Below are 23,452 nucleotides of genomic sequence, written 5' to 3' on the forward strand. Positions count from 1 at the left end.
GATCAGCATCCCGTGCTCGGCCTCCGATAATTATCGAAGGCACAATGGACCCAACCCCCGGTCGGTGGGGTCCCTTTTGGACGCCGATCACCCCAGAAGCGGGGTCCTTATTCCACGCCGGTCAACACTGATGACGCTTTGCGGCCATTTCTCCGGACGTCGCCTGGGCTGGCTGGAGGACCTTCCGGCCGACGTCACCAATGAATGGGCCTTCCGTCGCGCGCGTTTCGAATTGTCCTATCCAGCCGCGGAAACGGCAGGGGTAAAGCGGCGCATCGCGTCGGTCGCCGCGGGACTATCTTGTTCTCGCGTGGATACCTTCCAGCATCATATCGCTGGCGATCTCGAATACGATCTCGGCATCGAGCGCGCCGTATGACGTGGCGAGCTGTCTTAGATTGGGAAAACGATCGAGAGGCAGCCGCTCGATCTCGGCAATTTCGGCGGCTTGCGCTGGCCGTATCAACCCGCCGATCTCGGCCATGCACAGCCCGATGACGCTGGCATACCAAGCAAGGCATACGGTCGGCGCAACCGTGTCTGGAACGCCCGCGTCTTTGAGAGCGCCATGAACCATCTCGATATGCGCGAAGTCCGACACGCCAGTGTTCAGAAATTTCTGTGTCAGTGCGAAGGTGTGGGGGTGGCCGAGCGCGAGCGTCCTGTAATCCCGCGCATGCTGGCGCAGCCGGTCGTTCCAGGGCCTCGCTTGGTCGACCGGAGGAAGCTCGGCCGTGATCGCGTCGGCCATGGCGCGATAAAGGCCGTCCTTGTTCCTGAAATGGTAGAGGATGGCCATCGGATCGCAGCCGACGCGCTCGCCAAGCTTGCGCAGGCTGAATGCGCCTTCGCCAAGTTCCTCCATCAGTTCGACCGCCGCGCGGGTGATGGCCTCTTTCGAGAGACCGCGTGGGCCGACGGGCAAACGGGCGGTCCCTGGCGCAGAGGTCATTCGGCCCATTCTGGATCGCCGGTGAAGACGACGGTCAGCCAGCGGTCCGGGCCTTCGCCGCCGATCAGATCGCCGATTTCGTCGCGCAGCGCGTCCCATTCGGCGATGGTGCGCGCAGGGCCGTCCGCCGGCGCGATGAAGTAAAGCTCGATTTCCCTCGACCGGCCGACGCGCGCGACATAGGCGCGATAAGAGACGAGGCCGTGCCTTTCCACGAAAGCCCGCGCGACCGCATCGACATGCCGCTTGAGGTCGACCGGCGTGACCAGGAAGATATCGGCCAGCGCCTGCCGGACGGTCGAGATCGGGAGCGGAATGATGAGCAGGCAGACCATCGCCAGCACCGCCGGATCGATATAGGGCGAGATCCACTGCCATTGCGTGCCCTGAATGGCGAAACCGATGACGAAGGCGATCAGTAGCGCGGCGGTGATGCCGGCCGACATGATCCAGCCTTTGATGTCGAGCCGGACGAACTCCGACTTGATCGCACGATTGGCGCGGGCCTCGACGATGGCGATCGCGGCGCAGGCGATGACGGTGACCACGGCATAGGCGATCGCCCAGCCGAATTCGAGATCGCGGCCGCCTTCCAGCAGGCTGCCGATTGCCGTAACGAAGGCGTAGACGGCCGCGCTGATGAGGAGCGTGCCGTTCAGGCCGAGGATCATCGGCTCCAGATGCCAGAAGCCCATGGAGAAACGCTCCTTGAGCTTGCGCGAGAGGTTCCCGGCAACGGCGTAGGAGGTGATGAGGTTGACCGCAACGAGCGACAAGAGGCTCATGCTGGCGTCGATCAGCGCGTAAACGCCATCGAAGACGATGGAGAAAGAGCCGGAGAACAGGCCGAAACCGATGCCGAGACTGGAAATGACAAGGGTCACGGCGATCGACGCTCGCAAGACGCCACGTTCGTCTGACAGGTCGAAGATGCGGAGGTGTTGGCTCATTTTCGGCGGGGCTCGTTTGACTCGCGGGTTCGGGTGTCAGGACCTCGGCGGAAGGAAGGCGCCGACTGTCGAGCCAGCGAGAAAAGAAGTATCTGTATGACTGAAGCTCTACGGTGTAGAAATTAGCGCGTCAAGACGCTGATCGGCTTGCTGCCGCAAGAGCCATGGCTGTCGCTCAACCCGCTGATGAAGCCACGGGCGCGGGTGCCGGGCGGCGGCCATCGGCGTGGCCGATGTCGCCCGGATCTGCGCGGCGGTCCTGGCTGATCTGGTTACGGCGGAGTTTCAGGATCTGACGTAGTTTCCCGGCGAACATCGCGCTTGCGAAACCGCAGGCCTCCCGCGAGCGGGAGGCCGCCGCGCGCGGTACAGGCGCATGCTTGCGTCATGGTGATGCTTGGTGGTTTCGGCACGCCCGACTCAGAATGCCCGGTGGGTGCGCCGGAACAGCCGTTCCCCCGCTTCGGTCGGCGCGATGCTGCGGGTGGTGCGCGACAAGAGCCGCATGCCGAGCCGCTCCTCCAGCGCGCGGACGGTCTGGCTCAACGCCAATTGCGAGACGCCCAACCGCGCCGCCGCCCGGGTGAAGCTGCCTTCCTCGGCCACCGTGGCGAAGGCGTGAAGATCGCGCAGGTTTTCCGGCATTGATTAGCTCATCTAATATCGGCACGCAGATTATAGCGGATAATCGAAACATTCCTACAGCCCTATCTTGGCGTCATTGCACTGGAAGTGGACCCGACAGCGTTGCCAGGTGGTGGACTGCAAGCGGCGCGACATGGCGATGTTCGCGCATCGGCACAGTGACGGCATCGACCAGTTCAACGAAGTCATGGGCGCGATGCGCGGCTCGCCCGATCTGGTCGAGCTTGGCAAGGACGGACGTGGCGAGGATCGGTTCACCACCCGCGACATGATCGAGGCTGAACAGCGGCTCCATCGCGCGGTCCAGATGATGGCGGAGCGGGAACGCCATGACGTGAACGAGGCCGACAGACAGGCGGCACTTGAACGAGCCGGACAACGCGGCCTTGTCCTGTCGGGCGAGCAGGCCAGCGCGCTGGCGCATGTCACGGACGGGCGCGATCTTGGCATTGTCGTCGGTTATGCCGGAACAGGAAAGAGCGCCATGCTCGGCGTTGCGCGTGAGGCATGGGAAGCGGCGGGCTTTGAGGTTCGCGGCGTGGCCCTGTCCGGCATCGCGGCGGAAAATCTCAAAACCGGATCGGGCATCGCATCGCGCACCATCGCCAGTATGGAACACGGCTGGCAGCAGGGCCGCGACATGCTCACCAGCCGCGATGTACTTGTCATCGACGAGGCGGGCATGGTCGGCACCCGCCAGTTGGAGCGCGTGTTGTCCCATGCCGCCGAAGTTGGCGCAAAGGTCGTGCTGGTCGGCGACCCGCAGCAGTTGCAATAGGCGCAGTATCGGGCGGGCGTATCAGGATTATGACTTGGCTGGGCAGGGGAGGGATGGCGTCTGGGCCGCAGGCGCGCGGGGCGGATGCGGCGCGTTCGCTTCCCCGCGCGTCCCGGTCTCCCCGCCGGGACACGCAGGTGTCGAAGGGGGCGATTACGAATCTTCCATGCCGATCTTGCCGGATTTCATCTGCACAAATGCCTTTAATCCATATAAATGAGCCATGGTCGGCAATCCGCCGATCATTCGGCGTGGCTTGAGGGGCCCCTTAATGGCCAAGACATCGGGACCGAGCCTGAGCGCGCAGGCCTATGACAGGATCCGCGCGGACATTCTGGGTGGGGGCTTCGCATCGGGGCAACGGATCAAGATCTCGGATCTGGTGCGCGAGCTTGGCTTCAGCCTTGGCGCCGTGCGCGAGGCGCTGTCCCGCCTTGGCTCCGAGGGGCTGGTCACCGCCGAGACCAACAAGGGATACTGTGTCGCCCGTCTTTCCGCCGAAGAGCTTGACGACCTAACCGAGACCCGCCTCTTGATCGAGAGCGAATGCCTGAGCCGCGCCATCCGCAACGGTGATCTGAAATGGGAAAGCGGGATCGTCGCCGCGCAATTCGAGATGTCGCGGCTGCCGATCATCGATCCGCAGGACCAAAGCCGGGTCAATCCGGCGTGGAACGCCGCGCATACGCGGTTTCATGCGGCGCTGGTGGCGGCTTGCGACAGCCCCTGGCTGCTGCAGTTGCGCGAGATGCTTTTCGTCCAGTCCGAACGCTACCGCGTGGCGACGGTTTCCCATGACGGCGGGCGGCGGGACCTTGCCGCCGAGCACCGCAGGATCGCCGAAAAGGCGATCGCGCGCGATGAGGCCGCGGCGGTCGAGGCGCTGCGCGCCCATCTGGGAATGACGCGCAAGATCCTGCTGGAAACCGGGGTGGCGCCGCGCGGCGGCGAGGGCTGATCGTGGCCTTCCGCCCTCTCCCACCAGCCGCGATCCGGTCCCGGGATCAGGCCGGTTCCGCCTGTCGGCTGGTGGCCGCAAAACGGCTGTCCAGAAGTCCGAAGGCCTGCGCCTGGCGCCCGAGATCGGCCAGAACCGCCTCAAGCCCGGTCGCATCCTTCGCCCCGCCGAACAGATAGAAATCCGGCCGGACCACCAGCGCCGCGACGCCGCGCGCGCGCATGAACGGCAGGATCTGGCCCTGGGTATCGGCGATCTGGTCGTCGCGGGCCTCGGTCTTTCCGCGCACCTCCACGATCTGCGCGCCCAATCCCTCCAGCACCGCGCGCCCGGCGGGGGAAAGAGCATCGGCGTCGATGCCCCCGTTCAAGCCCCCGTCCAGGAGCAGGGTGAAATTGGGCGGGATCAGCCTGTCGAACCGATCGGTCCGGCGACGCAGCCGGGCGGTGCCATGCGGCCCAAGCTCTCCGGCCGGGGCCATCACGGCGCCCGAGGCGTCGCGGGCCAGGAAGCCGTCGGTCAGGATGGGGAAGGGCGCCATCGCCGGGGGATCGCCGGAAAGGAACATCGCGTCGCGCTCGGCGGCCTTCCCTTCGTCGGGAATGCAGATGATCGAGCCGAGGAACATGGAGGCCTCCATGATCTTGATCACATGGGGGCGCCGTTCGGGCTGGTAGCTGTCGAGCAGCGCCTCGTCCGCCCGGCCCGCCAGCACCCGGTCCAGCTTCCAGCCAAGGTTCCAGACGTCGCGCAGCCCGGCGCACATGCCCTGGCCCATGAAGGGCGGCATCAGGTGCGCGGCATCGCCCGCAAGCAGCACCCGCCCGCACCGCCATTCGTCGGCGACCAGCGAGCGGAAGGTATAGACCGCGTGGCGCACCAGATCGCCCTGCTCCGGCTTGATCCAGTCGCCCAGCAATTCGCGCACCTTCTCGGGCCGGGCCATGTCTTCGCGGCTTTCGTGCGGCAGGCGCATGAACTCCCAGCGGCGATAGACCCGCCCGTCTCCGGTGCCGCCGGGAACGATGGTGGTCGGACGTTTCGGATTGCACCACTGGCCGCATTCCACGATGCCCAGATCGCGCCATGTCAGCCCCTCCTTCAGCGCGAAATCCACCACCAGCCAGTCGGCCTCGAAGCCCAGGTCGGTGCGGCCGATCCCAAGCTGTTCGCGCACACGCGAATTGGCGCCGTCGATGCCGATCACATAGCGGGCGGTATGGCGGCTTTCCCGGCCGGTGGCGGTGTCGCGCACCCGCACCTCGACGTGATCGGCATGTTGGGTGAGGCCAAGATATTCATGCTCGAAATTCAGAGAGATGCGGGGCCGCCGCAGCGCCTCGGCATGCAGCGAGAGTTCGAAGGTCGGCTGGTGGACGAAGTTGACCTCGGTCCCGCCCGAGACCGAGCCCTGGGTCCAGTCGATGGTCAGCAACTCCTGCCATTCCGCATTCATCCAGCGATAGGCCGGGGCGGGATCGGTCGCCTTGTCGGCCACCTGCCCAAGGCCCGCCGCATGCAGGTCGCGGAAGATCTCGTGGTCGATGCAGACCGCGCGCGGCAGCGGATAGAACTCGCCGAAGCGTTCGAAGACCCCGACCCGCCAGCCCAGCCGGTCGAGCAGCAGGGCCGAGACCTTGCTGACCGGCCCGTAGCCGATCTGGATGACGTCGAAATCGGTTTGCGTTTGCTTTTCGGACATGACCTTCCTCCCAGAAGTCAGAAATCGAACATGGTGGGCGCGGTCAGAAGTTCACCGCCGCCGCGCCTTTGGTCCGCAAGAGCGCGCGCGCCTCGTCGGGCGAGGCGATCTCATGGCCGAGGTCCTCCAGGATGCGGCGGATCCGGGCGACCAGGGCGGCGTTCGAGGGGGCGAGTTCTCCCTTGCCAAGGTAGAGGTTGTCCTCCAGCCCGACGCGGACATGGCCGCCGAGGATCGCGCTCATCGTCACGAGCGGCATCTGGTGGCGCCCGGCGCCAAGGCACGAGAACAGGCAATCCGCGCCGAACAGCCGCTCGGCGGTGGTTTTCATCGCCATCAGGTTCTCCGGGTCCGGCCCGATCCCGCCCAGGATGCCGAAGATGCCCTGGATGAAGAAGGGCGGCCGGATCAGCCCCTGATCCGCGAAATGCGCGAGATTGTAGAGATGGCCCAGATCGTAGCATTCGAATTCGAACCGCGTGCCGATCTCGCCCAGTTCGCGCATCGCGCGTTCGATCTGGGTGAAGGTGTTGGACATGATCATGTCCCTTGTGCCTTCAAGATAAGGGCGCTCCCAGTCATGCGGCGCCGTCTTGAGCGCGCGCACCGCGCCCGAGATGTTGAAATTGAACGAGCCCATGTTCATCGAGGCAAGCTCGGGCGCCGCCGCGCGCGCCGGGGCAAGGCGCTGCTCCATGGCCATGCCCAGGGCGCCGCCGGTGGTCAGGTTCAGGATCGCATCCGTGCCCTCGCGGATGCGGGGCAGGAATTCCATGAAGGCCTCGGGGGTCTGGACCGGCCTGCCGTCGGCGGGATCGCGGGCGTGAAGATGGATGATCGCGGCCCCTGCCCGGGCGGCCTCGATGGCGGAACGGGCGATTTCGTCCGGGGTGATCGGCAGATGGGGCGACATGCCCGGGGTATGGATGCTGCCGGTGATGGCGCAACTGATGATGGTTTTCCGCGCCATGGCTTTCCTCCTCCTGGCGGTGTTCCCGCGCGGGCCCGTTTTCTGCGGGATCGCGCGGGCACTGGATCGGGCCGTGAATCAGGCCTCGGCCACGACCCGGTTCTCGATGGCGCCGATCCCCTCGATCTCGCAGCGCACCACATCGCCGGTCTGCAGGAATTTCGGTGGGTTGAAGCCCAGGCCCACGCCGCCCGGCGTGCCGGTGAAGATCAGGTCGCCGGGCTTGAGCGTCATCGCCTGGCTGAGCTCCGCGACCTGGTCCCAGACGTTGAAGACCAGATGCTTCAGGTTGGAATTCTGCCGCAGCTCGCCGTTGACATAGGACCGGATCGCCAGCCGGTGGGGGTCGCCGATTTCGTCCGAGGTGACGATCGCCGGGCCCACCGGGCCATGGGTGTCGAAGCTTTTCCCCATCATCCATTGCGGGGTTCTTGTCTGCCAGTCCCGTACGCTGACGTCGTTGCCGACCATATAGCCGAAGATGCGCGACGGCGCTTCCTCGCGCGTGATGTGGCGCCCCCCCTTGCCGATCACGGCCACAAGCTCGACCTCATAGTCGAGCTTGTCCGACACCTTCGGCATCTCGATTCCGTCGAACGGGCCGTTGAGGCAACTGGGCTGCTTGCAGAACCAGACCTGCTCGGTTGGGATGGTCAGGCCCAGATGCCGCGCCTCTTCGATGTGATCGGCGTAGTTGAGGCCGATGGCCGGGATCTTTTCCGGTGCTTCGAGCGGGCAGAGGATGCGGGCCTCGGCCAGCGCGAATCCCGTCGCACCCCCGGCCCCGGCCAGGGCGGGCGCGATCCCGTCCCAGCCCGCGACGACCTCCATCATCCGTCCGGGCGCATCGGGCAGGACAGCCGCCAGCGGCACGACCTTTGCGTCGAAGAGAAGGCCGATTTCCGGGGGGGCGCCGTCACGGGAATAACGGATCAGTTTCATTGGGTTTCCTTTCCTTTTCGCAACGTTCGCCGCGCGCGCGTCCGGCTATTCGGCGCGGCCGAGTTCGTAGACGAAATCGGCCCCCCAGGCATTGAGTTCGGACATCTTCCAGTCGCGTGGCCGCATCGGGTAATGCTCGTGCCAGGGCCGCGCCTCGCACATGTTCAGTTCCGGGATGAAGACGTCCATCTCGGTGTAAAGCTCGATCAGCACGCGGTCGGGATCCATGTGATAGCCCGCCAGATTGTGTCCGGCGCCATGCCGGGCCGGGCCCCATTCCTGCTTCACCCCCCGCGCGCGCAGCAGATCCGCGGCCATCGCATGGGCCGAGGTGTCCTTCAACTCGAACGCGATATGGTGGAAGCGGTTCTCGGGGGCTTCGATGAAGTTCACCACATGGTGGTCGCGGTTGCAGGTGTAGAAATTCGCGATCCCCTCGATCGTGTCGGTGAACCAGAAGCCGAGGAAATCCTCGAAGAATTTCATCAGCTTCCGGCCCTCGGAATTGATCACCGCGACATGGCCCAGGCGCAGTGGCGCAACGCCCTTGCCGCTGAACCCGGGGGCGGGGGCCTCGATGTCGGTATAGAATTGCAGGGTAAGGCCGCCGGGGCCGTCAAGCTCCACCAGCGCGCCCAGGCCGGGCTGGCTGTCGGACTTGATCCGGCCCCCGATGCCGTATTCCTCGGCCTCCTTCAGGAAAGCGGCCAGATCGGTGCCGGGTTTCAGTTGGAAGCCGAGATTACCGATGGCCTTTCCGGTGCTTTCGCGCAGGACCAGGTTGTGATGCTCGTAGCCGACCGAGAGGAACAACTCGCCCTCATGGCCCCGGGCGGTTTCCACAAGGCCCATCGTCTCGGCCCAATGCGCGGCGGCGCGGGCAAGGTCCGGCGTCTCAATCGTCACATAGCCAAGCTGGAATACCTTGGGGTCGAAGGGTTTTTGCATGATCTCCTCCCTCTCATGCGGTTTCGGCGCGCGTCAGGCGGTCTCCCCCGGGGCCAGGCGCACCAGAAGCCTTCCGAAGTTCTCGCCGCGAAACAGGCCGCAGAAGGCTTCCGGCGCCGCTTCCAGCCCCTCGACGACATGCTCGCGCCAGCGCAGCGATCCGTCGCGGATCCAGCCGCCGACGCGGGCCCGAAACTCGGGCGCACGTTCCATCAGCTCGGGGTCGGTATAGACGAAGCCCCGCAGCGCCAGCCGCCGCACCAGCGCGGCGTTCAGCAGGTCCTGCGCCGGGCCGCTGCCGTCGTTGCCCGCAGGCGCATCGCGATCAACCGAGATCGTGCCGCAGACAAGGATCCGGCCCCGATCCGCCATCAGCGGCAGCACCGCGCGGAACACCCGCCCGCCGACATTGTCGTAGTAGATGTCCGCCCCGTCCGGGCAGGCCGCCGCCAGCGCGGCGGCGAAATCGGGGGCGCGGTGATCGACGGCGGCGTCGAAGCCGAGGTCGTCGGTCAGATAGCGGCATTTCGCCATGCCGCCCGCGATCCCCACCGCCCGCGCGCCCATCTTGCGGGCCACCTGTCCCACCACCGAGCCCACCGCGCCCGAGGCGGCCGAGACCACCACGGTCTCTCCGGGCTGCGGGCGCCCGTGATGGACCAGCGCGGTATATCCGGTCTGGCCCGGCATCCCGAGCACGCCGAGCGCGGTCTGCACCGGCGCCAGCGCCGGGTCGATCCGGCGCAGCCCGCTTCCGTCCGACAGAGCGTATTCCTGCCAGCCATGCGCGCTTTCGACGATGTCGCCCTCGGTGAAATCAGGGTGGCGGCTTGCGACCACCCGGGCGACGGTCGATCCCTGCATCGGCTGGTCCAGCGCCGCCGGAGCCGTGTAGTTGCGCCCCTCATACATCCGGGCCCGCATATAGGGATCGAGCGACAGCCAGAGCGTCCTAAGCAGCAACTCGTCCGGGCCGGGATCGGCGATGACGCTGTCGCACAGGGCGAAATTCCCTAGCTCGGGGCCGTTTCCCGGCCTCGAAACGAGATGGACCTGCCGATTGCCGCGCATCTGCTTTCCTCCCAGAATCCTGACGTGGAAGCCATGCGGCCTTTATGACATAAAAGTAGATTACAGTAAACTTAATATATTATTTTGACCGACAGCCTGTGCTGGAATGGCCTTGCGGTGGTCGTCCATGGGGCGCCTGTGCGGGTGTCGGGCCGGGGCGAGGGCCTGCCCGCGCTTGACAGGGCGGTCGGCGGCGGGAATGTCCTTGTCCTGCGCGCGCCCGATCCGGGCGGCGGACCCACATCAGCCGGAGCCGCCAGAATGGCCGGGATCGCAGAGAAGACGGATTGCCTTGGCGTTTTGCTTGCGGCGGGGGCTTCGCGCCGGTTCGGGCCCGATGACAAACTGCTGGCATCCTATGGGGGGGCGCCGCTGGTCGTGCGGGCCGCGCGCGCGCTTGGCGCGGCGGGTTGCGACCGGCTGGCGGCGATCGTCTCCTCGCCCGGTGTGGCCGCCGCCTTGCCCGAAGGCTTTGCCGGGGTCTTCGTCGAACCGGATCAGCCGATGGCGGTCTCGTTCCGCCGCGCCATCGACCTTGCGCGCGAGACCGGCGCGGCGCGGCTCTTGATCTGCCTTGGCGACATGCCCAACCTGCCCGTGGATCTGCTGCGGCGGCTGCGCGGGATGGATGGCTCGGCCGCCTGCCTGGCCGAGGGGGTGCGGATGCCGCCGATGCTGCTGCTGGCCCGCGATTATGCCGCCGCGCGCGAAGGGGCCGAGGGCGACCGGGGGGCGCGGCGTTTCCTGGCTACCCTGCCCGAAAGTGCCCTGCTGGCGCTGACGCCCGAGCAGGCCCGCGATATCGACCGCCCCGCCGATATCGACGCCCCCGACGCGGGCTGATTGCCCGTGCCGCGGGCTGCTTTCGCGCCGCCGCGCCTGTCTTTCGGGCCTATTTCCCGGCCCAGTGCACAAGTCGGCGTTCGACGAACAGGAACATAAGGTTCAGCGCATAGCCCAGCAGGCCCGCCGCCAGGATCGCGGCATACATCCTGGGCATGTCGAAGATCATCTGCGCATTCATGATCCGCTGGCCCAGCCCGTCGGTCGATCCGATGAACATCTCGGCCACGATGACGATCACCAGCGCGATCGAGATCCCGCTGCGCATGCCGACGAAGGTCTGCGGCATCGATTCCCATAGCGTCACATCGATCATGACCCGCAGGGGCGAGGCCCCCATCACCCGCGCCGCCAACTGCCGGGTCTTGCGCGCATTGATCACGCCGTAGGCCACGTTGAACAGGATCGCCAGTGCCGCGCCGAAGGCCGCCACGGCGATCTTCGACAATTCGCCCGTGCCGAACAGCACCAGGAACAGCGGAAACAGCGCCGAGGCCGGGGTGGAGCGGAAGAAGTCGATCAGGAACTCGACCGAGCGATAGACCCTTTCCGAGGCCCCCAGCAGGATCCCCAGCGGCACGGCGACGACGGTCGCAAGCGCGAAGGACCACGAGGTCCGCACGATGGTCCGCCAGAAATCGGTCCAGAGCGTGCCGCCGAACAGGTCGGTGGCAAAGCTGTGGATCGCCGCCCAGGGCGAGGGCAGCAGGATCGGATCGACGATGTTCAGCGCCGAGACCAGCCACCAGACCGCTAGCAGGACCACGGTTCCGACAAGGGGTTGCAGATGGGACAAGAGTTTCGCGGGGCTCATTTGCGCACCTCCTCGCGGAAGATCCGCAGGCTTTCCCCCTTCACCCGGATGAACTCGGGCGAGATGCTGGTCTCTTCGGTCCTGGGGCGGGGGGCGTCGAAGCGCAGCCGGGCCGCGACCTGGGTGGGTTTCTTGGTCAGGAGCAGCACCTCGTTTGCGAGATGCACCGCCTCGTCGAGATCGTGCGAGACCAGAAGCGTGGTCACCTTCTGCGCGCTCAAGGCATGTTGCAGGCGCTCGCGCAGGAACATGGTCATTTCGTAATCCAGCGCCGAGAAGGGTTCGTCCAGGAACAGCACCTCGGGCTCGATCACCATGGCGCGCATGATCGAGACGAGCTGCTGCTGGCCGCCCGACATCTCGTAGGGATAGCGGTTGAGGTCGATCTTGACGTCGAACCCGGCCAGGATGCGCTCGATCCGCGTTTCGCGCTCGGCCTTGCCGAGCCTCAGGAATTTCAGCGGATAGGCGATATTGTCGATGGCCCGCAGCCAGGGAAAGACCGCCTCGCGGTAGTTCTGGAAGACATAGCCGATCCTTGTGTCCTTGACGGTCTTGCCGCCATAAAGCACCGATCCGCCGTCCATTGGCAGGATCCCGGCCGCCATGTTGATCAGCGTGCTTTTCCCGCAGCCGTTGGGGCCGAAGATCGAAACGAAGCTGCCGCGCGCGATGTCGAGGTCGAACCCGTCGTAAAGCGTGACCTTGTCGAACCGCTTCACCAGCCCCCGGATCGAGATATGGGCCGGTTCGGCCGCCCCTTCGGGGGCGACCTCGGCAATCCGGGCAGATCTCACAGCGCCGCCACCATGGTCGTCACATCGACCGCCGAAGGCACCACGCCGAACGAGACGCCGATGTCGATGAAGGCCTGGAAATCGGCGATCTGTTCCTCGGTCAGGTCGCGGACGGCGACGAAATGCGCCAGCGGCACCTCGTCCTTGACCGCTTCGGGAACGTTCATGTCCGAGACCAGATAGTCGCGCACCGTCGGGTCGGTCTGCACATCCGCCATGCCCCGGAACCAGCCGCGGGCAAAGCGTTCGGCCTTGTCGGGGTTGCCCTCCAGCAGCGCGCCGGAAACCACGGCGCCCGCGGCATAGGTATCGGCCTCGGGCTTTTTCAGCAGATAGGTCGAGATCACCCCGGCCTCGATCCGCCGTGCGATCCCGGCCTTGATCATCGCGGTCGCGATCGGCTCCAGCGTGTAGCCGCCGTCGAAATTCCCCGATTGCAGCGCGCCGATCTGCACCCCGAGCTGCTGTTCCTGCATCTGGTAGTCTGTGCCGTCCGCCAGCCCCACCTCGGCCAGGATCGCCTTCGCGGTGGCGATATTGGCGGGCCCGGGCGAGGTGAACAGCCGCGCGCCCTTCAGATCGGCAAGGCTTTGCGCGGGATGATCGGCGCGGACCACGAACTGCTCGAAGACATGTTCGCTGTTCTGCCCGACGAGCGAGATGTAATGCGCGGTGCCCGGACGGCGGGCGTTGATATTCGCGCCCTCCAGCGAGACGAGATTCGCCGCCGCCTCGATTTCGCCCGAGACCAGCGACTGGACGATCAGCGCGGGCGTGTTCAGGAGCACGGTCTCGGGCGCCAGCCCCTCATCGGCGAAATAGCCGCGCCTGAGCGCGACGAAATAGGGCAGCGCCGCGCCGACCGGGAAGACGCCGACCTTGATCGGCTCTGCCGCCTGGGCAAGGGTGGGGCGGGCCATGATGAGTGGTGTTGAAATGACACCGGCAAGAAAGCTGCGGCGTTCCATGGCTGTCTCCTGTTGCATGGACGAATCAAGGCACGCGCTTTCTTGCAAGAGACGGCCGTTGAAATGTCCTTTATAATTGGCTGTCCATAGGTTCTTCGGCTTGTCTCTTGCCTTGGGGCCCGTGGTATCATGCGTCGGGTGAAGGCGTCGGGAATCAGAACCTGAGCCCGAATGTAGCGGTGCGTTTACACTTGGCAAATAATATTTGATATATTCAAAATAAGTTCACCCGCTCTATAACGAGGGGGCCGTTTCCGCCCATTTTCGTGGCAGACGCCTTGAAAGGTCAGCGCGTGTCCGATCCCTTCCTGCATCTGACCTCGGATCCGCGCCTGCACGGCACGCTGGCCTTCCTGGCCGAGGCGGACCGGATGAAATCCATTGTTCGCCAGACCTTCCTGGTCGATGGCTCGCGGCAGGAGACGGATGCCGAGCACAGTTGGGAACTGGCGCTGATGGTCATGGCCTTCGCTGGGTTCGCGCCCGGTGGGGTGGATCCGGCGCGGGCGATGCGGATGGTGGTGATCCACGACCTGGTCGAGATCGACGCGGGCGACAGCTATGCCTATGACGCGAGCGCGAATGCGGCGCGGGTCGCGCGCGAAATGCGCGCGGCCGAGCGGATCTTCGGCCTCTTGCCCGCAGAGACCGGGGCGGAGCTGCGCGCGTTATGGCTGGAGTTCGAGGCGCGCGAGACCCCGGACGCCCGGTTCGCCCGCGCGCTCGACCGGTTGCAGCCGCTGCTTCACGCCTGGCACACCGGGGGCCGGATGTGGCAGCGCCGGGGGGTGCGGCCCGAACAGGTGCGCGAGGGGATGGCCGTGATCGCCGAGGGCATCCCGGCGCTGGCCGATCTTGTCGGCGCGCTGATCGCGGATGCCGAGGCGCAAGGCTTCTTCGGCCCGGCGGGCTGAGGCGCTCCCCTCAGTCGATGGCGAGGGATTCGGCCAGGATTTCGGTCAGCACCGATGCCGCAAGGGTGCGGGCGTCGCGCGTCGAGGGGATGATTCCCATCGGGCCGCGCAGCCGTTGCAGTGCCGCCGCATCGACGCCAAGCGCGTGCAGCCGCTCGGCCCGGCGCTCGGCGGTGCGGCGACTGCCCTGGGCGCCGATGTAGAAGGCCTCGGTCCTCAGTGCCTGGGCCAGGATCTCGGGCTCAAGATCATGATCGTGGAAGAACAGCGTCACCGCCGTATGGCGGTCGGTCGGCAGGTCGGCCCGCCGGGCCCCGTGGTGCGGGAAGGGCAGATTGCGGATCCCGTCACGCCCCGCCAGCGCCAGGGTTTCCTCGTCGGGCGAGGAGAGGAAGGTCTCATATCCTGCGCCCGCGGTCATCCGCGCGAAGGCCACCGCCTCGGGCCCCTTGCCGAAGGTGACGAAGCGGATGTCCGGGTTGATCCGCAGATGCAGGTCGGCACCGCGAAAGGCGCGGGTCGACAGCCGGTCGGGCCCGACCCACAGATCCGCCGGTTCGCGCGCGAGTATGCGCCGCCGCAGGGCCTCGAACCCCTGCGCCCCGGTGAGCGGCAGGATGCGGATGTCGAGACCGCCGCCGCAGGGCAGTTCCAGGTCGCGAAAGGGCGAGCCGTCGCCATAACGCAGGTCAAGCGCGGTGCCCGAGGCGATGACCTTGCGGGCATGCAGCGCGATATCGGCGTCGATGCAGCCCGACGACAGGTTGCCGGTGAACCCGCCGTCCACAGCGAAGACCATGGCCGCGCCGACCGGGCGATAGGCGGGGCCGATGGTGCGGCGGATCAGCGCCAGCGCCTGCGGCGCCTCGATCTTCTCAAGCGGCAGGTCGCTGGCGCGGATCGTGACATGGGTGACCGGGGCGGGTGTGACCGGAGCGGGTGTGACCGGAGCGGGTGCGGCCGGGGCGGGCGCCCCGGCGGCGTTCTGGCCGTCTGGAAGGGGTGGCAGGCGCATCCTCTCCATCCTTTGCCGGGGGGCTGCTGGCCGGGGCGGTTCAGCGCCGCACGTCGAGGCACAGTTTCACATGCGGCGAAGCCTTCTGGCGGTCCCAGGCCTCGGCGACCGAGGACAGCGCCACGATCTCGGTCGCCTGCCGCAGGTCGCCCGCAAGCGCATGGTCGCACAGGCTGGCATAAGCGGCACGGCGCACCTCCGGGGCGGCGATGCTTGAGGAATAGCCAAGGATCGCCGCCCCGGTCCCGCGCATGAAGGCGGGCGCCAGCGGCACCGACAATCCGGCGGAATGGCCAAGCTGCACCAGGCGCCCGCCCCGGGTCGCGGCCATCAGCGCGGCGACGGCGGGTACGCTCCAGACCGGGTCGATGATGACGTCGAGCTTGCCGCCGCTGGCCGCGCGGAACCGCTCGGCCAGGCTTTGCGGCGTGTCCTCGTCCAGGATCCGCACCGTCTCGTCCGCGCCCAGACCGGCAAGCTCGGCCAGCCGGTCGGCATTGCGGGCCGCGGCGATCACGCGCCCGGCCCCGAGATGCTTGGCCAGTTGCACCGCAAGCGCGCCGACCACGCCGCTGGCGCCAAGCACCAGAACCGTTTCGCCCTTTTGCAGTGCCGCGCTGTCGGTAAGCGACAGGTAAGCCGTCAGCCCGCCGATCCCGAGCGTGATGGCGGTTTCGTCCGAGACACCGTCCGGCACCGGATAAAGCCGCTCGGGCTGGGCGAGCGAGGCCTCGGCCATCGAGCCGAACCGCCCCGGCACAGCCGAGAAGTAATGCCGCGCGCCATTTGCGAGGCCCACCCCCTCGCTGCCCGGAACGCGGGGGAAACCGGCGCCGGGCTGGGTGGCAAGGAAGATGTCGATCGGATTGACCCCGGCCAGACTGACCTCGACCGGGACGCCCGGAAGCTCGGCGGTGGGCCGGTCGATGGTGCCGAAGACCGGCGTCCCCGCCGCATCAAGGCGGGCGGCGTTCATCTGTGCGCTCATGGCGTGATCCTTTCGGGCAGCGGGCGGTCGAGTTGGCCCGCGCTGAGAAACAGCGCGAGCAGGGGATAATAGCCCGCGATCACGGTCAGTTCGGTCGCGGCCTCGCGGCCATAGGCGGCGACAAGGCCCGCAAGCAGCGCCTGGTCGGCGGCGCGGTCGCGGATGGCCGAGAATATGTAGCGCACGCAAAGCGCCTCGGCCTCGGCCAGCCCCTCGCCCGAGCCGTCGAGGATGCCCTGGCGTTCGGCCGGGGTCATGCCGAGCTTCACCGCGATCTCGTCGTGGTAGTTCCACTCATAGCCCGAGCCATAGGCCGCCCCCGCCGCGCAGATCGCGATCTCGCGCAGCCGGTCGTCCAGGGTGCCGTGATAGCGGATCGCCTCGCCCACGCCCTGGATCGCCTCGGCGAATTTCGGCGCGTCCAGCATGGCCAGGAACGGATAGGGCACAGAGCCGCGCGGACCCGATGCGATCAGGTCGTGGGCGGCCTTCTGGGCCGGAAGCATCTTCTGAAGATCGGTCTCGCCAATCAGCATCGCGGGGTCTTTCCGAGGTCAGGCCGCCAGGGGACGGAACGAAGAAAATACCGGATCGAAACATGGCACGCTTCGATCCGGCGAAGTAACCCCCGCGTTGCAGGAAGACACGTCGCGGGGGCGGGGAGACTCGCGCCTCAGCGGCGGTCGAAGATCGCCTTGGCGACATTGCCGACGGCCTCGACCTTTTCCTCGATGTCCTCCATCAGCAGGATGCGGCAGGGGCTGGCTTCCAGCCCGTCGTAGCGCATCGGATAGGCGCCGATCACGCCGCGCTTGTTCAGGCACAGTTCGATGTCGCCGCCGACGTTCTCGGCATGGATCAGGCCGCGGTCGAAACCATAGGCGTGGAAGGGGAAGATGTTCTCGACCACTTCGCGGCCCGAACGGGCATGGGTGAAGGAATAGTCGCCGAAGAATTCGTCGCAGGTCATGCCGACCTTCTGTTCGAACCTCTTGGCAAGGTCGGGGCGCATGTGGCGGATCGAGGTGTTCATGGCATGGTCGCCCGAACCCGCGTCGATGCCGAACCACTTGATCTTCTTGTCCAGCATCCATTCCAGCAGCTCGATCTTGCCGCCCGGATGCATGCAGAAATATTTCACCAGATCCTGCTGGGGCTTGCCTTCCCAGTAGCGGTGCCAGCCGGTGTGCAGGATCAGGATGTCGCCTTCCCTGACCTCGACCGGGGCGGATTCGATCATCGCGGGGGTGATCACCGCCCAGTCGTCCATATGCTCCGAGATGTCGACGACCGCGCCCGGGCCGACAAGGAAGTCCATCGCGTAGGAGGCCATGTCGCCCATGCCGTCGGTGCCATGCATCGCGCCGTCGATATGGGTGCCGGTGTGCAGCGCGATGTCGATGCGCTGCGCGACGATCTGCTTCGTCTGCAGGTTCTGCGCGTAATACATCTTGTTGCCCGCATAGCCGACCCAGCCCGGCGTATGGGCATTCATCAGATGGGTCATGTCGGTGATCTTCATCATCGTTCCTTCGTTTGGACGGGGTCGGCCCGGTTGGCGGCCCCGGGATTGGTTGAGCCGAGTTGACAAGAATATTTAATAATATACAATTATTTTCCCGGATTTCCCGAGATTTCGATGCGGGTTCGACCGGAAATTTCGCATATGTCCATTTTTCCCATTGAAACCAGAAGGGTGATGGCGCGGGTTCTTCGCCGCTACGGTTTTCTGTCTGGCGGGCACGGGACCCGGAACTTTATCCTGATGGAAGGCCTCACACGCCCAGGAACAATTCGCGGAAGTTTTCGGCCCGAAGCATCTCGGCGGCGGGCTGGTGCAGGCGGATCGTTCCGGTGGACATCACCGCGACAGAATCCGACAGGCCGATGATCTGCTGGGGGTTCTCCTCGACCACCCAGAGCACGGTCACGCCGCTGCGGTTGATGGCGGCGATGCCGTTCGCGACCTCGTCGGTCATGCCCGGGGACAGGCCCGAGACAGGCTCGTCCAGCACCAGAAGCCGGGGCTTCATAAGCAGCGCCGAGGAAATCGCCAGCATCTGGCGCTCGCCCCCGGAAAGCGAACTGCCAAGCTGGCGGCGCCGCTCGGTCAGGCGGGGGAAACGCTCATAGGCCTCGTCGATGGCGCGGGCCTTGCGCGAGGCCGGGACCAGGGAGGCGCTCATCTCAAGGTTTTCCTGCACGGTGAGCGAGCGGAACACATTGCGCGACTGCGGCACATAGCCGATGCCAAGGGCTGCGATGCGATGGGTCGGCATCGCGCTGATGACCTCGCCCTCGAAGGTGATCCGGCCCGACATGATCGCGCATTGGCGCATGATCGCCCGGGTCAGCGAGGTCTTTCCGGCCCCGTTCGGACCGATGAGCGAAAGCATCTCGCCTTCGCGGATTTCAAGCGAGATGTCGTGCAGCACGGCAAGCTTGCCATAGCCGGCGGTCAGGTTCTCGATCTTCATCTGGGTGGCCATGGGCGGATCTCCGTAGGGACGTGGCCCGCCCCCCGCGAAAGGGGGGCGGGAACGGGCGGTCAGTTCGCCGGGAAGTTCGAGGAATCGATGACCTTGATGGTCTGCCAGCTTCCGTCCTCGGCGATCTGAAGCATCCGTGTGGCCGGGATGGTCACATTGCCGAATTCGTCGAAATCGAGCGAGCCCGAGGCGCCTTCGAAATCGATGTCCTCACCGGCCTGAAGCGCGGCGCGGCCCTCTTCGAAAGAGATGACCTTGGTGCCCTCGGGGCCCGAGACCTGGGTCAGATAGGCATCGACCGAAGCGCCCGAGGCATCGCCCGCCGCCTCGATGGCCAGGGCGACGGCGATGAAGGCGTCGTAGGTTTCGGCCTGATAGAAGCCCGGTTCGGGCTTTTCGCCGAAGCGCGCCTCATAGGCGTCCGAGAACCGCCCCCAGCTTGGCGAATCCTCGACCTGGCTGGACACCGGGTTGATCGCGCCCTTGACGATGTCGACGCCCGCGGCATTGACGAAATCCGGGGATTGCAACTCGGCGGTGACCCAGTATTTCCAGTCGTAGCCGCGCTGATAGGCCTGTTTGACGAAATTCACGCCCGCCGTCTGGCCCACCGCAAGAAAGACCATGGACGGATCGGTGTCGGCCACCGCCCGCACCTCGGCCTGATAGCTGGACTGGCCGGGGGCAAGGACCACCTCCTTGACGATGGTGCCGCCGAGACGCTCGTAAGCCGCCTTGAAGGTATTGGCGCCCGACATCGTGCCTTCGAGGTTCTCGACCACCAGCACGATTTCCTTCTGGTCCATCTCGTCCAGCAGCAGTTTCGCATGGACCACGCCCAGGAAGCTGTCCGAGGCATTGGTGCGGTAGATGAAGGTGCCGGTGCCGCCGGCCTTGTCGAGCGCCTCGGTCCCGGCCGAGGTGGAGATCACCGGGACCGCATTGTCCTTGGCATAGCTGCGCAGGCCCAGGATCGGATCGCTTTCCGGCCCGATGATGGCCGAGACGCCATCGACGCTGACCAGCTTGGTCGCGCCGCGCATGGCGCCCGCGACGGTCGAGTTGTTGTCCTCGGCGATCAGCCGCACCGGACGGCCCAGGAGGCCTCCGGCGGCGTTGATTTCCTCGACCGCGAGGACGGCGGCGTTGTTCAGGGCGGGCGCCCAGGGGCCCATGTCGCCGGTCAGGCCGATCAGAAGGCCAAGCTTGATCTCGCCCTCTTGCGCCATCGCGGCCGGGGCCGACAGCGCAAGCCCAAGCGCCGCCGCGCCGCCAAGCAATGCGCGTCTGGACAGGGTTCCAAAGCTTCTGGTCATGATTTAACTCCTCTGTTGCTGTTTATTGGTGGTCTTTGTCGCGGCTTTATGCCGCCTCTTCGCCGGCCTTGCCGCCAAGGTAGAGCCGGATCACGTCGGGGTTGTTCAGCACATCCGCCGTATCGCCGCTGGCGATCAGCCGCCCGTCCGCCATGGCGTAGGAGCGGTCGCAGATGTCGCGGATGAAGCGCAGGTTGTGGTCGACGACAAGGAAGGTGACGCCGCGCCGCCTGAGCGCGCCGATATGCTGCACCAGATCGCCCTGAAGCGCGGGGTTCACGCCCGCGGCGGGCTCGTCCAGCAAAAGCATCTTCGGATGCGCCATCATCGCGCGGGCGAATTCCAGCATCTTCAGCTCGGGCGCGGCCAGGTCCTGCACCCATTCCGAGGCTTTCGAGGCCAGGCCGAAGATGTCGAGAAACTCCATCGCCTCGTCCAGAACCGCGCTCGCGGGCGACGAGCCCCTGAAGATCGAGGGGCGCGCCAGCGCATCGGCCCGCGAAAAGACCAGCATGTTCTCCATCACGGTCATCTTCGGAAAGCCGACCGGGGTCTGGAACGTGCGCAGCATCCCCGATTTGGCGATCCGCGCGGCGCCGAGGCGGGTCACGTCGCGGCCAAGGAAGCCCACGCTGCCCTTGCTGGCCGGGACGAAGCCGGTGATCACGTTGAAGAGCGAGGTCTTCCCCGCGCCATTGGTGCCGATCAGGCCGACGATCTCGCCCTCGGCGACATCCAGGCTCATGTCGTTCACCGCGCAGACCCCGTCGTAGTAGAGAAAGACGTTGCGGACCTCTAGCATCACGGCTGCCCTTTCGAATGGGCCGCGTCTGCGGCAGTCGCGCGGCGCGGCAGGTTGAAAATGACCCGGGTTTCGGGGAAAAGGCCGTCGGGGCGGAAGCGCAGGATCAGGATCAGCACCAGGCCCACAAGCGCCGTGCGAAGCGAGGTCAGCGCCACCGCCGTCTCGCCCGACACCTGCAGGAAGCGCAGGGAATCGTGCAGCAGGATGAAGACGAAGGCTCCGAACAGCGCGCCCCGGCTGCTGCCGACGCCGCCGATGATCAGCGCGGCCCAGACGAAGAAGGTCAGGTCCGAGGTGAACTGCCCCGGCACGACAAGGGTGTTGTACCAGACGAAGAACACCCCCGCGACGGCCGAGATCGCGCCCGCAAGGACATAGAGCACCATCGAGGTCCGGCTGGGGTCGACCCCGGCGGTGATCGCCAGCGCCTCGTTCTCGCGCAGGGCCTTGCAGGCCCGGCCAAAGGCCGAAAGCGAGATCATCCGCGTCGCATACCAGATCGCCAGAAGGCCCGCGATCGACAGCCCGAACAGGACGTAGCCGTAGCTTCTGGGCTCGACGAGACCGCGGAACGGCTGGGCCAGCCCGTAGATCCCGGCCACGCCGTTGGTCAGCCAGTCCTCGTTGATGTAGATCTGGCGCAGCACCTCGGCGAAGGCGAGGGTGACGATCAGGAAATATTCCTTGCGCAGCTTCAGGGAGGGCAGGCCGATCAGCCAGGCGGCGATCGCCCCGGCGACGGCGGCCCCGATCATCCCCACCCACATCGGCAGGCCGAAGCCGTAAAGGTAATGCTGGTAGGAGGCCGCGGGCCCGGTGGTCAGCACCACATAGGTATAGGCGCCGATGCCGACGAAGGAGACGATCCCCAGATCCCACAGCGGGCCGGTGCCGGTTTCAAGGTTCAGGGCCAGCGTGACCATGCCGTAGATCGCGGCAAGGGTTCCGATGCTGACGGCGAAGAGAAGAATGCCTTCCATGGACCCGGCTCCTTAATGGGTGCGCATCTTGCCGCCGCCCCAGAGGGACTGAAGCCCCTGCGGCCGCACCAGAAGCACGACGATGATGATGAGGAAGGCGATGCCCGAACGATACGAGGGCTCGACGAACAGCAGCCCGATTTCGATGCCGAAGGCCAGGACGAAGGCGGCAAGCATGACGCCGTAGATGCTGCCGATGCCGCCCAGGACGGTGGTGGCAAGGATGATGATGATCTGCTGCCAGCCCATGCCCAGATGCAGCGAGCCCATGATCCCCAGCAAGACCCCGGCAAGCCCGCCCAGGGACGAGGCCACGAACCACACCAGATAGGACGAGCGCACCGGGTCGATGCCGCGGGCGCGGGCCAGTTCCTCATTGTCGGAAACGGCGCGGATCTCTTTCCCGGCACGGGTGTGGGCCATGAAGAGATGGACCGCGAGCGCCAGGACCAGCGCCAGGATCACGGTTGCCAGCTCGTATTTCGTCATGAAGGGCTGGCCGAAAATGCGGATCGCCCGGGTGGGCGGCAAGTCGTAGGCCAGCATCCGCGTGCTTGCGATGGCGCCGGTGATGCCGTGGATCATGTAGGCCGCGCCGACCGAGGTGAAAAGCAGCACGAGCGTCCCGCGCGATTTCACCGGACGGAACAGAAGCCCGTAGCACAAGGTGCCCAGAACCCCCGTCGCCAGGCTGGCCATGAGGGCGGTCACCGGCAGCGGCAGGTCGTAATAGCCCGAGAAGAAAAGGCCGATATAGGCTCCGAAAAGCAGCATCTGGCCATGGGCGATGTTCAGAAAGCCCTCGACTTTCACGATCATGGCGAAGCCGACCGATGAAAGGAGGATGATGCTCCCCGAAATCAGGCCAAAGGTTAAGACGTCCATCGGGATCCCCCAGGTCAAAGCGAGGCCGTCCAGCACAACAGGGTTGTGTCTGCGGCAGGGTCTTCTGTGCGGATTTCCGGCCCGGTCGGCCTACAGGCGGTATCGGGCGCGTGGCTCAGGCCGCGCGGCGGAAAAGCTTGGCGATCATGTTCTTGACGGTCAGCCACAGGATCCGCGTGCCGCCGATCGGACGGGGGGCAGGGGCGGGACGGGGCGCGGCGGCGGAGGTCTGGGCGGTGGGGTCGGCGCTCTGCGCCGGGGCCGATGCGTCGGGCAGCGCCGCCTCGACGTTGCGGACGAAATCCGAGATCAGAACGCTGGCGATTTCCTGGATGATGCCAGTACGGCCGAATTGGGCGATGGCGCCCGAAAGCTGCACATCGGCGTCCACGACGACACGGGTCTTGCCGTCTTCGTCAAGGATGCCGCAATCCATGACCATCTTGCCGCGCGAGGCGCCCTTCTTGTCCACGCCCTTGCCGGTCATGGCGACCTTGTGAGCGGCGGCATCGTAGTTCACCTCGGCCTCGCCTTCGAAGCTGGCCTGGAACGGGCCCACCTTCATCGACATCTTGCCGGTGTGCTTGCCGTCGTCGGCCTGGCCCAGATATTCGGCGCCGGGCAGGCAGGCGGCCACGGCGGGAACATCGTTGAAGAAGGCCCAGACCTGGTCACGCGGCCTGGAAAGCACGAATTCCTGTTGGAGTTTCATTTTTTGTTAT

25 protein-coding genes are annotated in these 23,452 nt (G+C 66.0%); 4 read left to right on the forward strand and 21 right to left on the reverse strand.

The window, feature by feature from the left end; genetic code table 11:
• Nucleotides 1-295: 295 nt before the first annotated feature.
• The 3 genes from ABNX41_RS05325 to ABNX41_RS05335 form a co-directional block, all read right to left on the reverse strand.
• Nucleotides 296-952 carry a TetR/AcrR family transcriptional regulator gene (locus ABNX41_RS05325; protein WP_438668685.1) on the reverse strand — a complete coding sequence of 219 codons (657 nt, stop codon included), beginning with the start codon at nucleotides 950-952 and terminating at the stop codon, nucleotides 296-298.
• Nucleotides 949-1,902: a cation diffusion facilitator family transporter gene (locus tag ABNX41_RS05330; RefSeq protein WP_438668686.1), complete on the reverse strand. Its 954-nt coding sequence runs from the start codon at nucleotides 1,900-1,902 to the stop codon at nucleotides 949-951. The genes ABNX41_RS05325 and ABNX41_RS05330 overlap by 4 nt, the downstream gene beginning before the upstream one ends.
• A 420-nt stretch (nucleotides 1,903-2,322) precedes the next feature.
• Nucleotides 2,323-2,547 carry a LysR family transcriptional regulator gene (locus ABNX41_RS05335; RefSeq protein WP_438668687.1) on the reverse strand — a complete coding sequence of 75 codons (225 nt, stop codon included), beginning with the start codon at nucleotides 2,545-2,547 and terminating at the stop codon, nucleotides 2,323-2,325.
• Nucleotides 2,548-2,680: 133 nt separating this feature from the next.
• On the opposite strand from ABNX41_RS05335, the gene ABNX41_RS05340 reads away from it, so the two are divergent.
• A complete protein-coding gene (locus tag ABNX41_RS05340) occupies nucleotides 2,681-3,325 on the forward strand; it encodes an AAA family ATPase (protein ID WP_438668688.1) in 645 nt (214 codons plus the stop codon).
• Nucleotides 3,326-3,596: 271 nt separating this feature from the next.
• On the forward strand, nucleotides 3,597-4,283 hold the full coding sequence (locus tag ABNX41_RS05345) for a GntR family transcriptional regulator (protein WP_438668689.1): 687 nt from the start codon (nucleotides 3,597-3,599) through the stop codon (nucleotides 4,281-4,283).
• A gap of 46 nt (nucleotides 4,284-4,329) precedes the next feature.
• Here ABNX41_RS05345 and ABNX41_RS05350 read toward each other — a convergent pair whose 3' ends face one another.
• From ABNX41_RS05350 to ABNX41_RS05370, 5 genes are all read right to left on the reverse strand, one after another.
• On the reverse strand, nucleotides 4,330-5,985 hold the full coding sequence (locus tag ABNX41_RS05350) for a bifunctional 3-(3-hydroxy-phenyl)propionate/3-hydroxycinnamic acid hydroxylase (protein WP_438668690.1): 1,656 nt from the start codon (nucleotides 5,983-5,985) through the stop codon (nucleotides 4,330-4,332).
• A gap of 43 nt (nucleotides 5,986-6,028) precedes the next feature.
• The gene (gene kce / locus ABNX41_RS05355) at nucleotides 6,029-6,955 is read right to left on the reverse strand and encodes a 3,5-dioxohexanoate:acetyl-CoA acetone transferase (protein WP_438668691.1); all 927 of its coding nucleotides are present in this window, start codon (nucleotides 6,953-6,955) and stop codon (nucleotides 6,029-6,031) included.
• A gap of 78 nt (nucleotides 6,956-7,033) precedes the next feature.
• Complete coding sequence (locus tag ABNX41_RS05360; protein ID WP_438668692.1) at nucleotides 7,034-7,897, reverse strand: fumarylacetoacetate hydrolase family protein; 864 nt, start codon at nucleotides 7,895-7,897, stop codon at nucleotides 7,034-7,036.
• Between the two features lie 45 nt (nucleotides 7,898-7,942).
• Nucleotides 7,943-8,845, reverse strand: a complete 903-nt coding sequence (locus tag ABNX41_RS05365) for a VOC family protein (RefSeq protein WP_438668693.1) — start codon at nucleotides 8,843-8,845, stop codon at nucleotides 7,943-7,945.
• A gap of 33 nt (nucleotides 8,846-8,878) precedes the next feature.
• Nucleotides 8,879-9,916, reverse strand: coding sequence for an NADP-dependent oxidoreductase (locus tag ABNX41_RS05370; RefSeq protein WP_438668694.1), 1,038 nt, complete (start codon nucleotides 9,914-9,916; stop codon nucleotides 8,879-8,881).
• A 261-nt stretch (nucleotides 9,917-10,177) separates the two neighbouring features.
• Here ABNX41_RS05370 and ABNX41_RS05375 point away from each other — a divergent pair, with 261 nt between their 5' ends.
• Nucleotides 10,178-10,759 (forward strand): NTP transferase domain-containing protein, encoded by a 582-nt coding sequence (locus tag ABNX41_RS05375; RefSeq protein WP_438668695.1) that lies wholly within the window; start codon nucleotides 10,178-10,180, stop codon nucleotides 10,757-10,759.
• 49 nt (nucleotides 10,760-10,808) lie between these two features.
• Here the strand turns inward: ABNX41_RS05375 and ABNX41_RS05380 are convergent, their stop codons facing one another.
• Genes ABNX41_RS05380 through ABNX41_RS05390 form a run of 3 tightly spaced genes read right to left on the reverse strand, consistent with a single transcriptional unit; the run spans nucleotide 10,809 to nucleotide 13,338 of the window.
• The gene (locus ABNX41_RS05380) at nucleotides 10,809-11,573 is read right to left on the reverse strand and encodes an ABC transporter permease (RefSeq protein WP_438668696.1); all 765 of its coding nucleotides are present in this window, start codon (nucleotides 11,571-11,573) and stop codon (nucleotides 10,809-10,811) included.
• The gene (locus ABNX41_RS05385) at nucleotides 11,570-12,370 is read right to left on the reverse strand and encodes an ABC transporter ATP-binding protein (protein ID WP_438668697.1); all 801 of its coding nucleotides are present in this window, start codon (nucleotides 12,368-12,370) and stop codon (nucleotides 11,570-11,572) included. The genes ABNX41_RS05380 and ABNX41_RS05385 overlap by 4 nt, the downstream gene beginning before the upstream one ends.
• Nucleotides 12,367-13,338 (reverse strand): ABC transporter substrate-binding protein, encoded by a 972-nt coding sequence (locus ABNX41_RS05390; protein ID WP_438668698.1) that lies wholly within the window; start codon nucleotides 13,336-13,338, stop codon nucleotides 12,367-12,369. The genes ABNX41_RS05385 and ABNX41_RS05390 overlap by 4 nt, the downstream gene beginning before the upstream one ends.
• 293 nt (nucleotides 13,339-13,631) lie before the next feature.
• Between ABNX41_RS05390 and ABNX41_RS05395 the strand changes: the two genes are divergently transcribed.
• The gene (locus ABNX41_RS05395; RefSeq protein WP_438668699.1) at nucleotides 13,632-14,252 is read left to right on the forward strand and encodes an HD domain-containing protein; all 621 of its coding nucleotides are present in this window, start codon (nucleotides 13,632-13,634) and stop codon (nucleotides 14,250-14,252) included.
• Nucleotides 14,253-14,262: 10 nt separating this feature from the next.
• Here ABNX41_RS05395 and ABNX41_RS05400 read toward each other — a convergent pair whose 3' ends face one another.
• The 10 genes from ABNX41_RS05400 to ABNX41_RS05445 form a co-directional block, all read right to left on the reverse strand.
• On the reverse strand, nucleotides 14,263-15,267 hold the full coding sequence (locus ABNX41_RS05400; RefSeq protein WP_438668700.1) for an XdhC family protein: 1,005 nt from the start codon (nucleotides 15,265-15,267) through the stop codon (nucleotides 14,263-14,265).
• A 40-nt stretch (nucleotides 15,268-15,307) separates the two neighbouring features.
• Entirely contained in the window at nucleotides 15,308-16,255 is a 948-nt protein-coding gene (locus ABNX41_RS05405; protein WP_438668701.1) for a quinone oxidoreductase family protein, read from the reverse strand.
• Nucleotides 16,252-16,791, reverse strand: coding sequence for a carboxymuconolactone decarboxylase family protein (locus ABNX41_RS05410; protein WP_438668702.1), 540 nt, complete (start codon nucleotides 16,789-16,791; stop codon nucleotides 16,252-16,254). Before ABNX41_RS05410 ends, ABNX41_RS05405 begins: the two co-directional genes overlap by 4 nt.
• A 137-nt stretch (nucleotides 16,792-16,928) precedes the next feature.
• Nucleotides 16,929-17,780 (reverse strand): cyclase family protein, encoded by an 852-nt coding sequence (locus ABNX41_RS05415; RefSeq protein ID WP_438668703.1) that lies wholly within the window; start codon nucleotides 17,778-17,780, stop codon nucleotides 16,929-16,931.
• Between the two features lie 250 nt (nucleotides 17,781-18,030).
• Nucleotides 18,031-18,744 (reverse strand): ABC transporter ATP-binding protein, encoded by a 714-nt coding sequence (locus ABNX41_RS05420; protein ID WP_438668704.1) that lies wholly within the window; start codon nucleotides 18,742-18,744, stop codon nucleotides 18,031-18,033.
• Nucleotides 18,745-18,803: 59 nt separating this feature from the next.
• Entirely contained in the window at nucleotides 18,804-20,060 is a 1,257-nt protein-coding gene (locus ABNX41_RS05425; protein ID WP_438668705.1) for an ABC transporter substrate-binding protein, read from the reverse strand.
• A gap of 46 nt (nucleotides 20,061-20,106) precedes the next feature.
• Complete coding sequence (locus tag ABNX41_RS05430; RefSeq protein WP_438668706.1) at nucleotides 20,107-20,862, reverse strand: ABC transporter ATP-binding protein; 756 nt, start codon at nucleotides 20,860-20,862, stop codon at nucleotides 20,107-20,109.
• Nucleotides 20,862-21,845: a branched-chain amino acid ABC transporter permease gene (locus tag ABNX41_RS05435; protein WP_438668707.1), complete on the reverse strand. Its 984-nt coding sequence runs from the start codon at nucleotides 21,843-21,845 to the stop codon at nucleotides 20,862-20,864. Before ABNX41_RS05435 ends, ABNX41_RS05430 begins: the two co-directional genes overlap by 1 nt.
• Nucleotides 21,846-21,857: 12 nt before the next feature.
• On the reverse strand, nucleotides 21,858-22,730 hold the full coding sequence (locus tag ABNX41_RS05440) for a branched-chain amino acid ABC transporter permease (protein ID WP_438668708.1): 873 nt from the start codon (nucleotides 22,728-22,730) through the stop codon (nucleotides 21,858-21,860).
• A gap of 115 nt (nucleotides 22,731-22,845) precedes the next feature.
• Nucleotides 22,846-23,442 carry an SRPBCC family protein gene (locus ABNX41_RS05445; RefSeq protein WP_438668709.1) on the reverse strand — a complete coding sequence of 199 codons (597 nt, stop codon included), beginning with the start codon at nucleotides 23,440-23,442 and terminating at the stop codon, nucleotides 22,846-22,848.
• Nucleotides 23,443-23,452 lie beyond the last annotated feature (10 nt).

The sequence above is a fragment of the Pseudogemmobacter sonorensis genome (genome assembly GCF_042762395.1).
GTDB lineage: Bacteria > Pseudomonadota > Alphaproteobacteria > Rhodobacterales > Rhodobacteraceae > Pseudogemmobacter > Pseudogemmobacter sonorensis.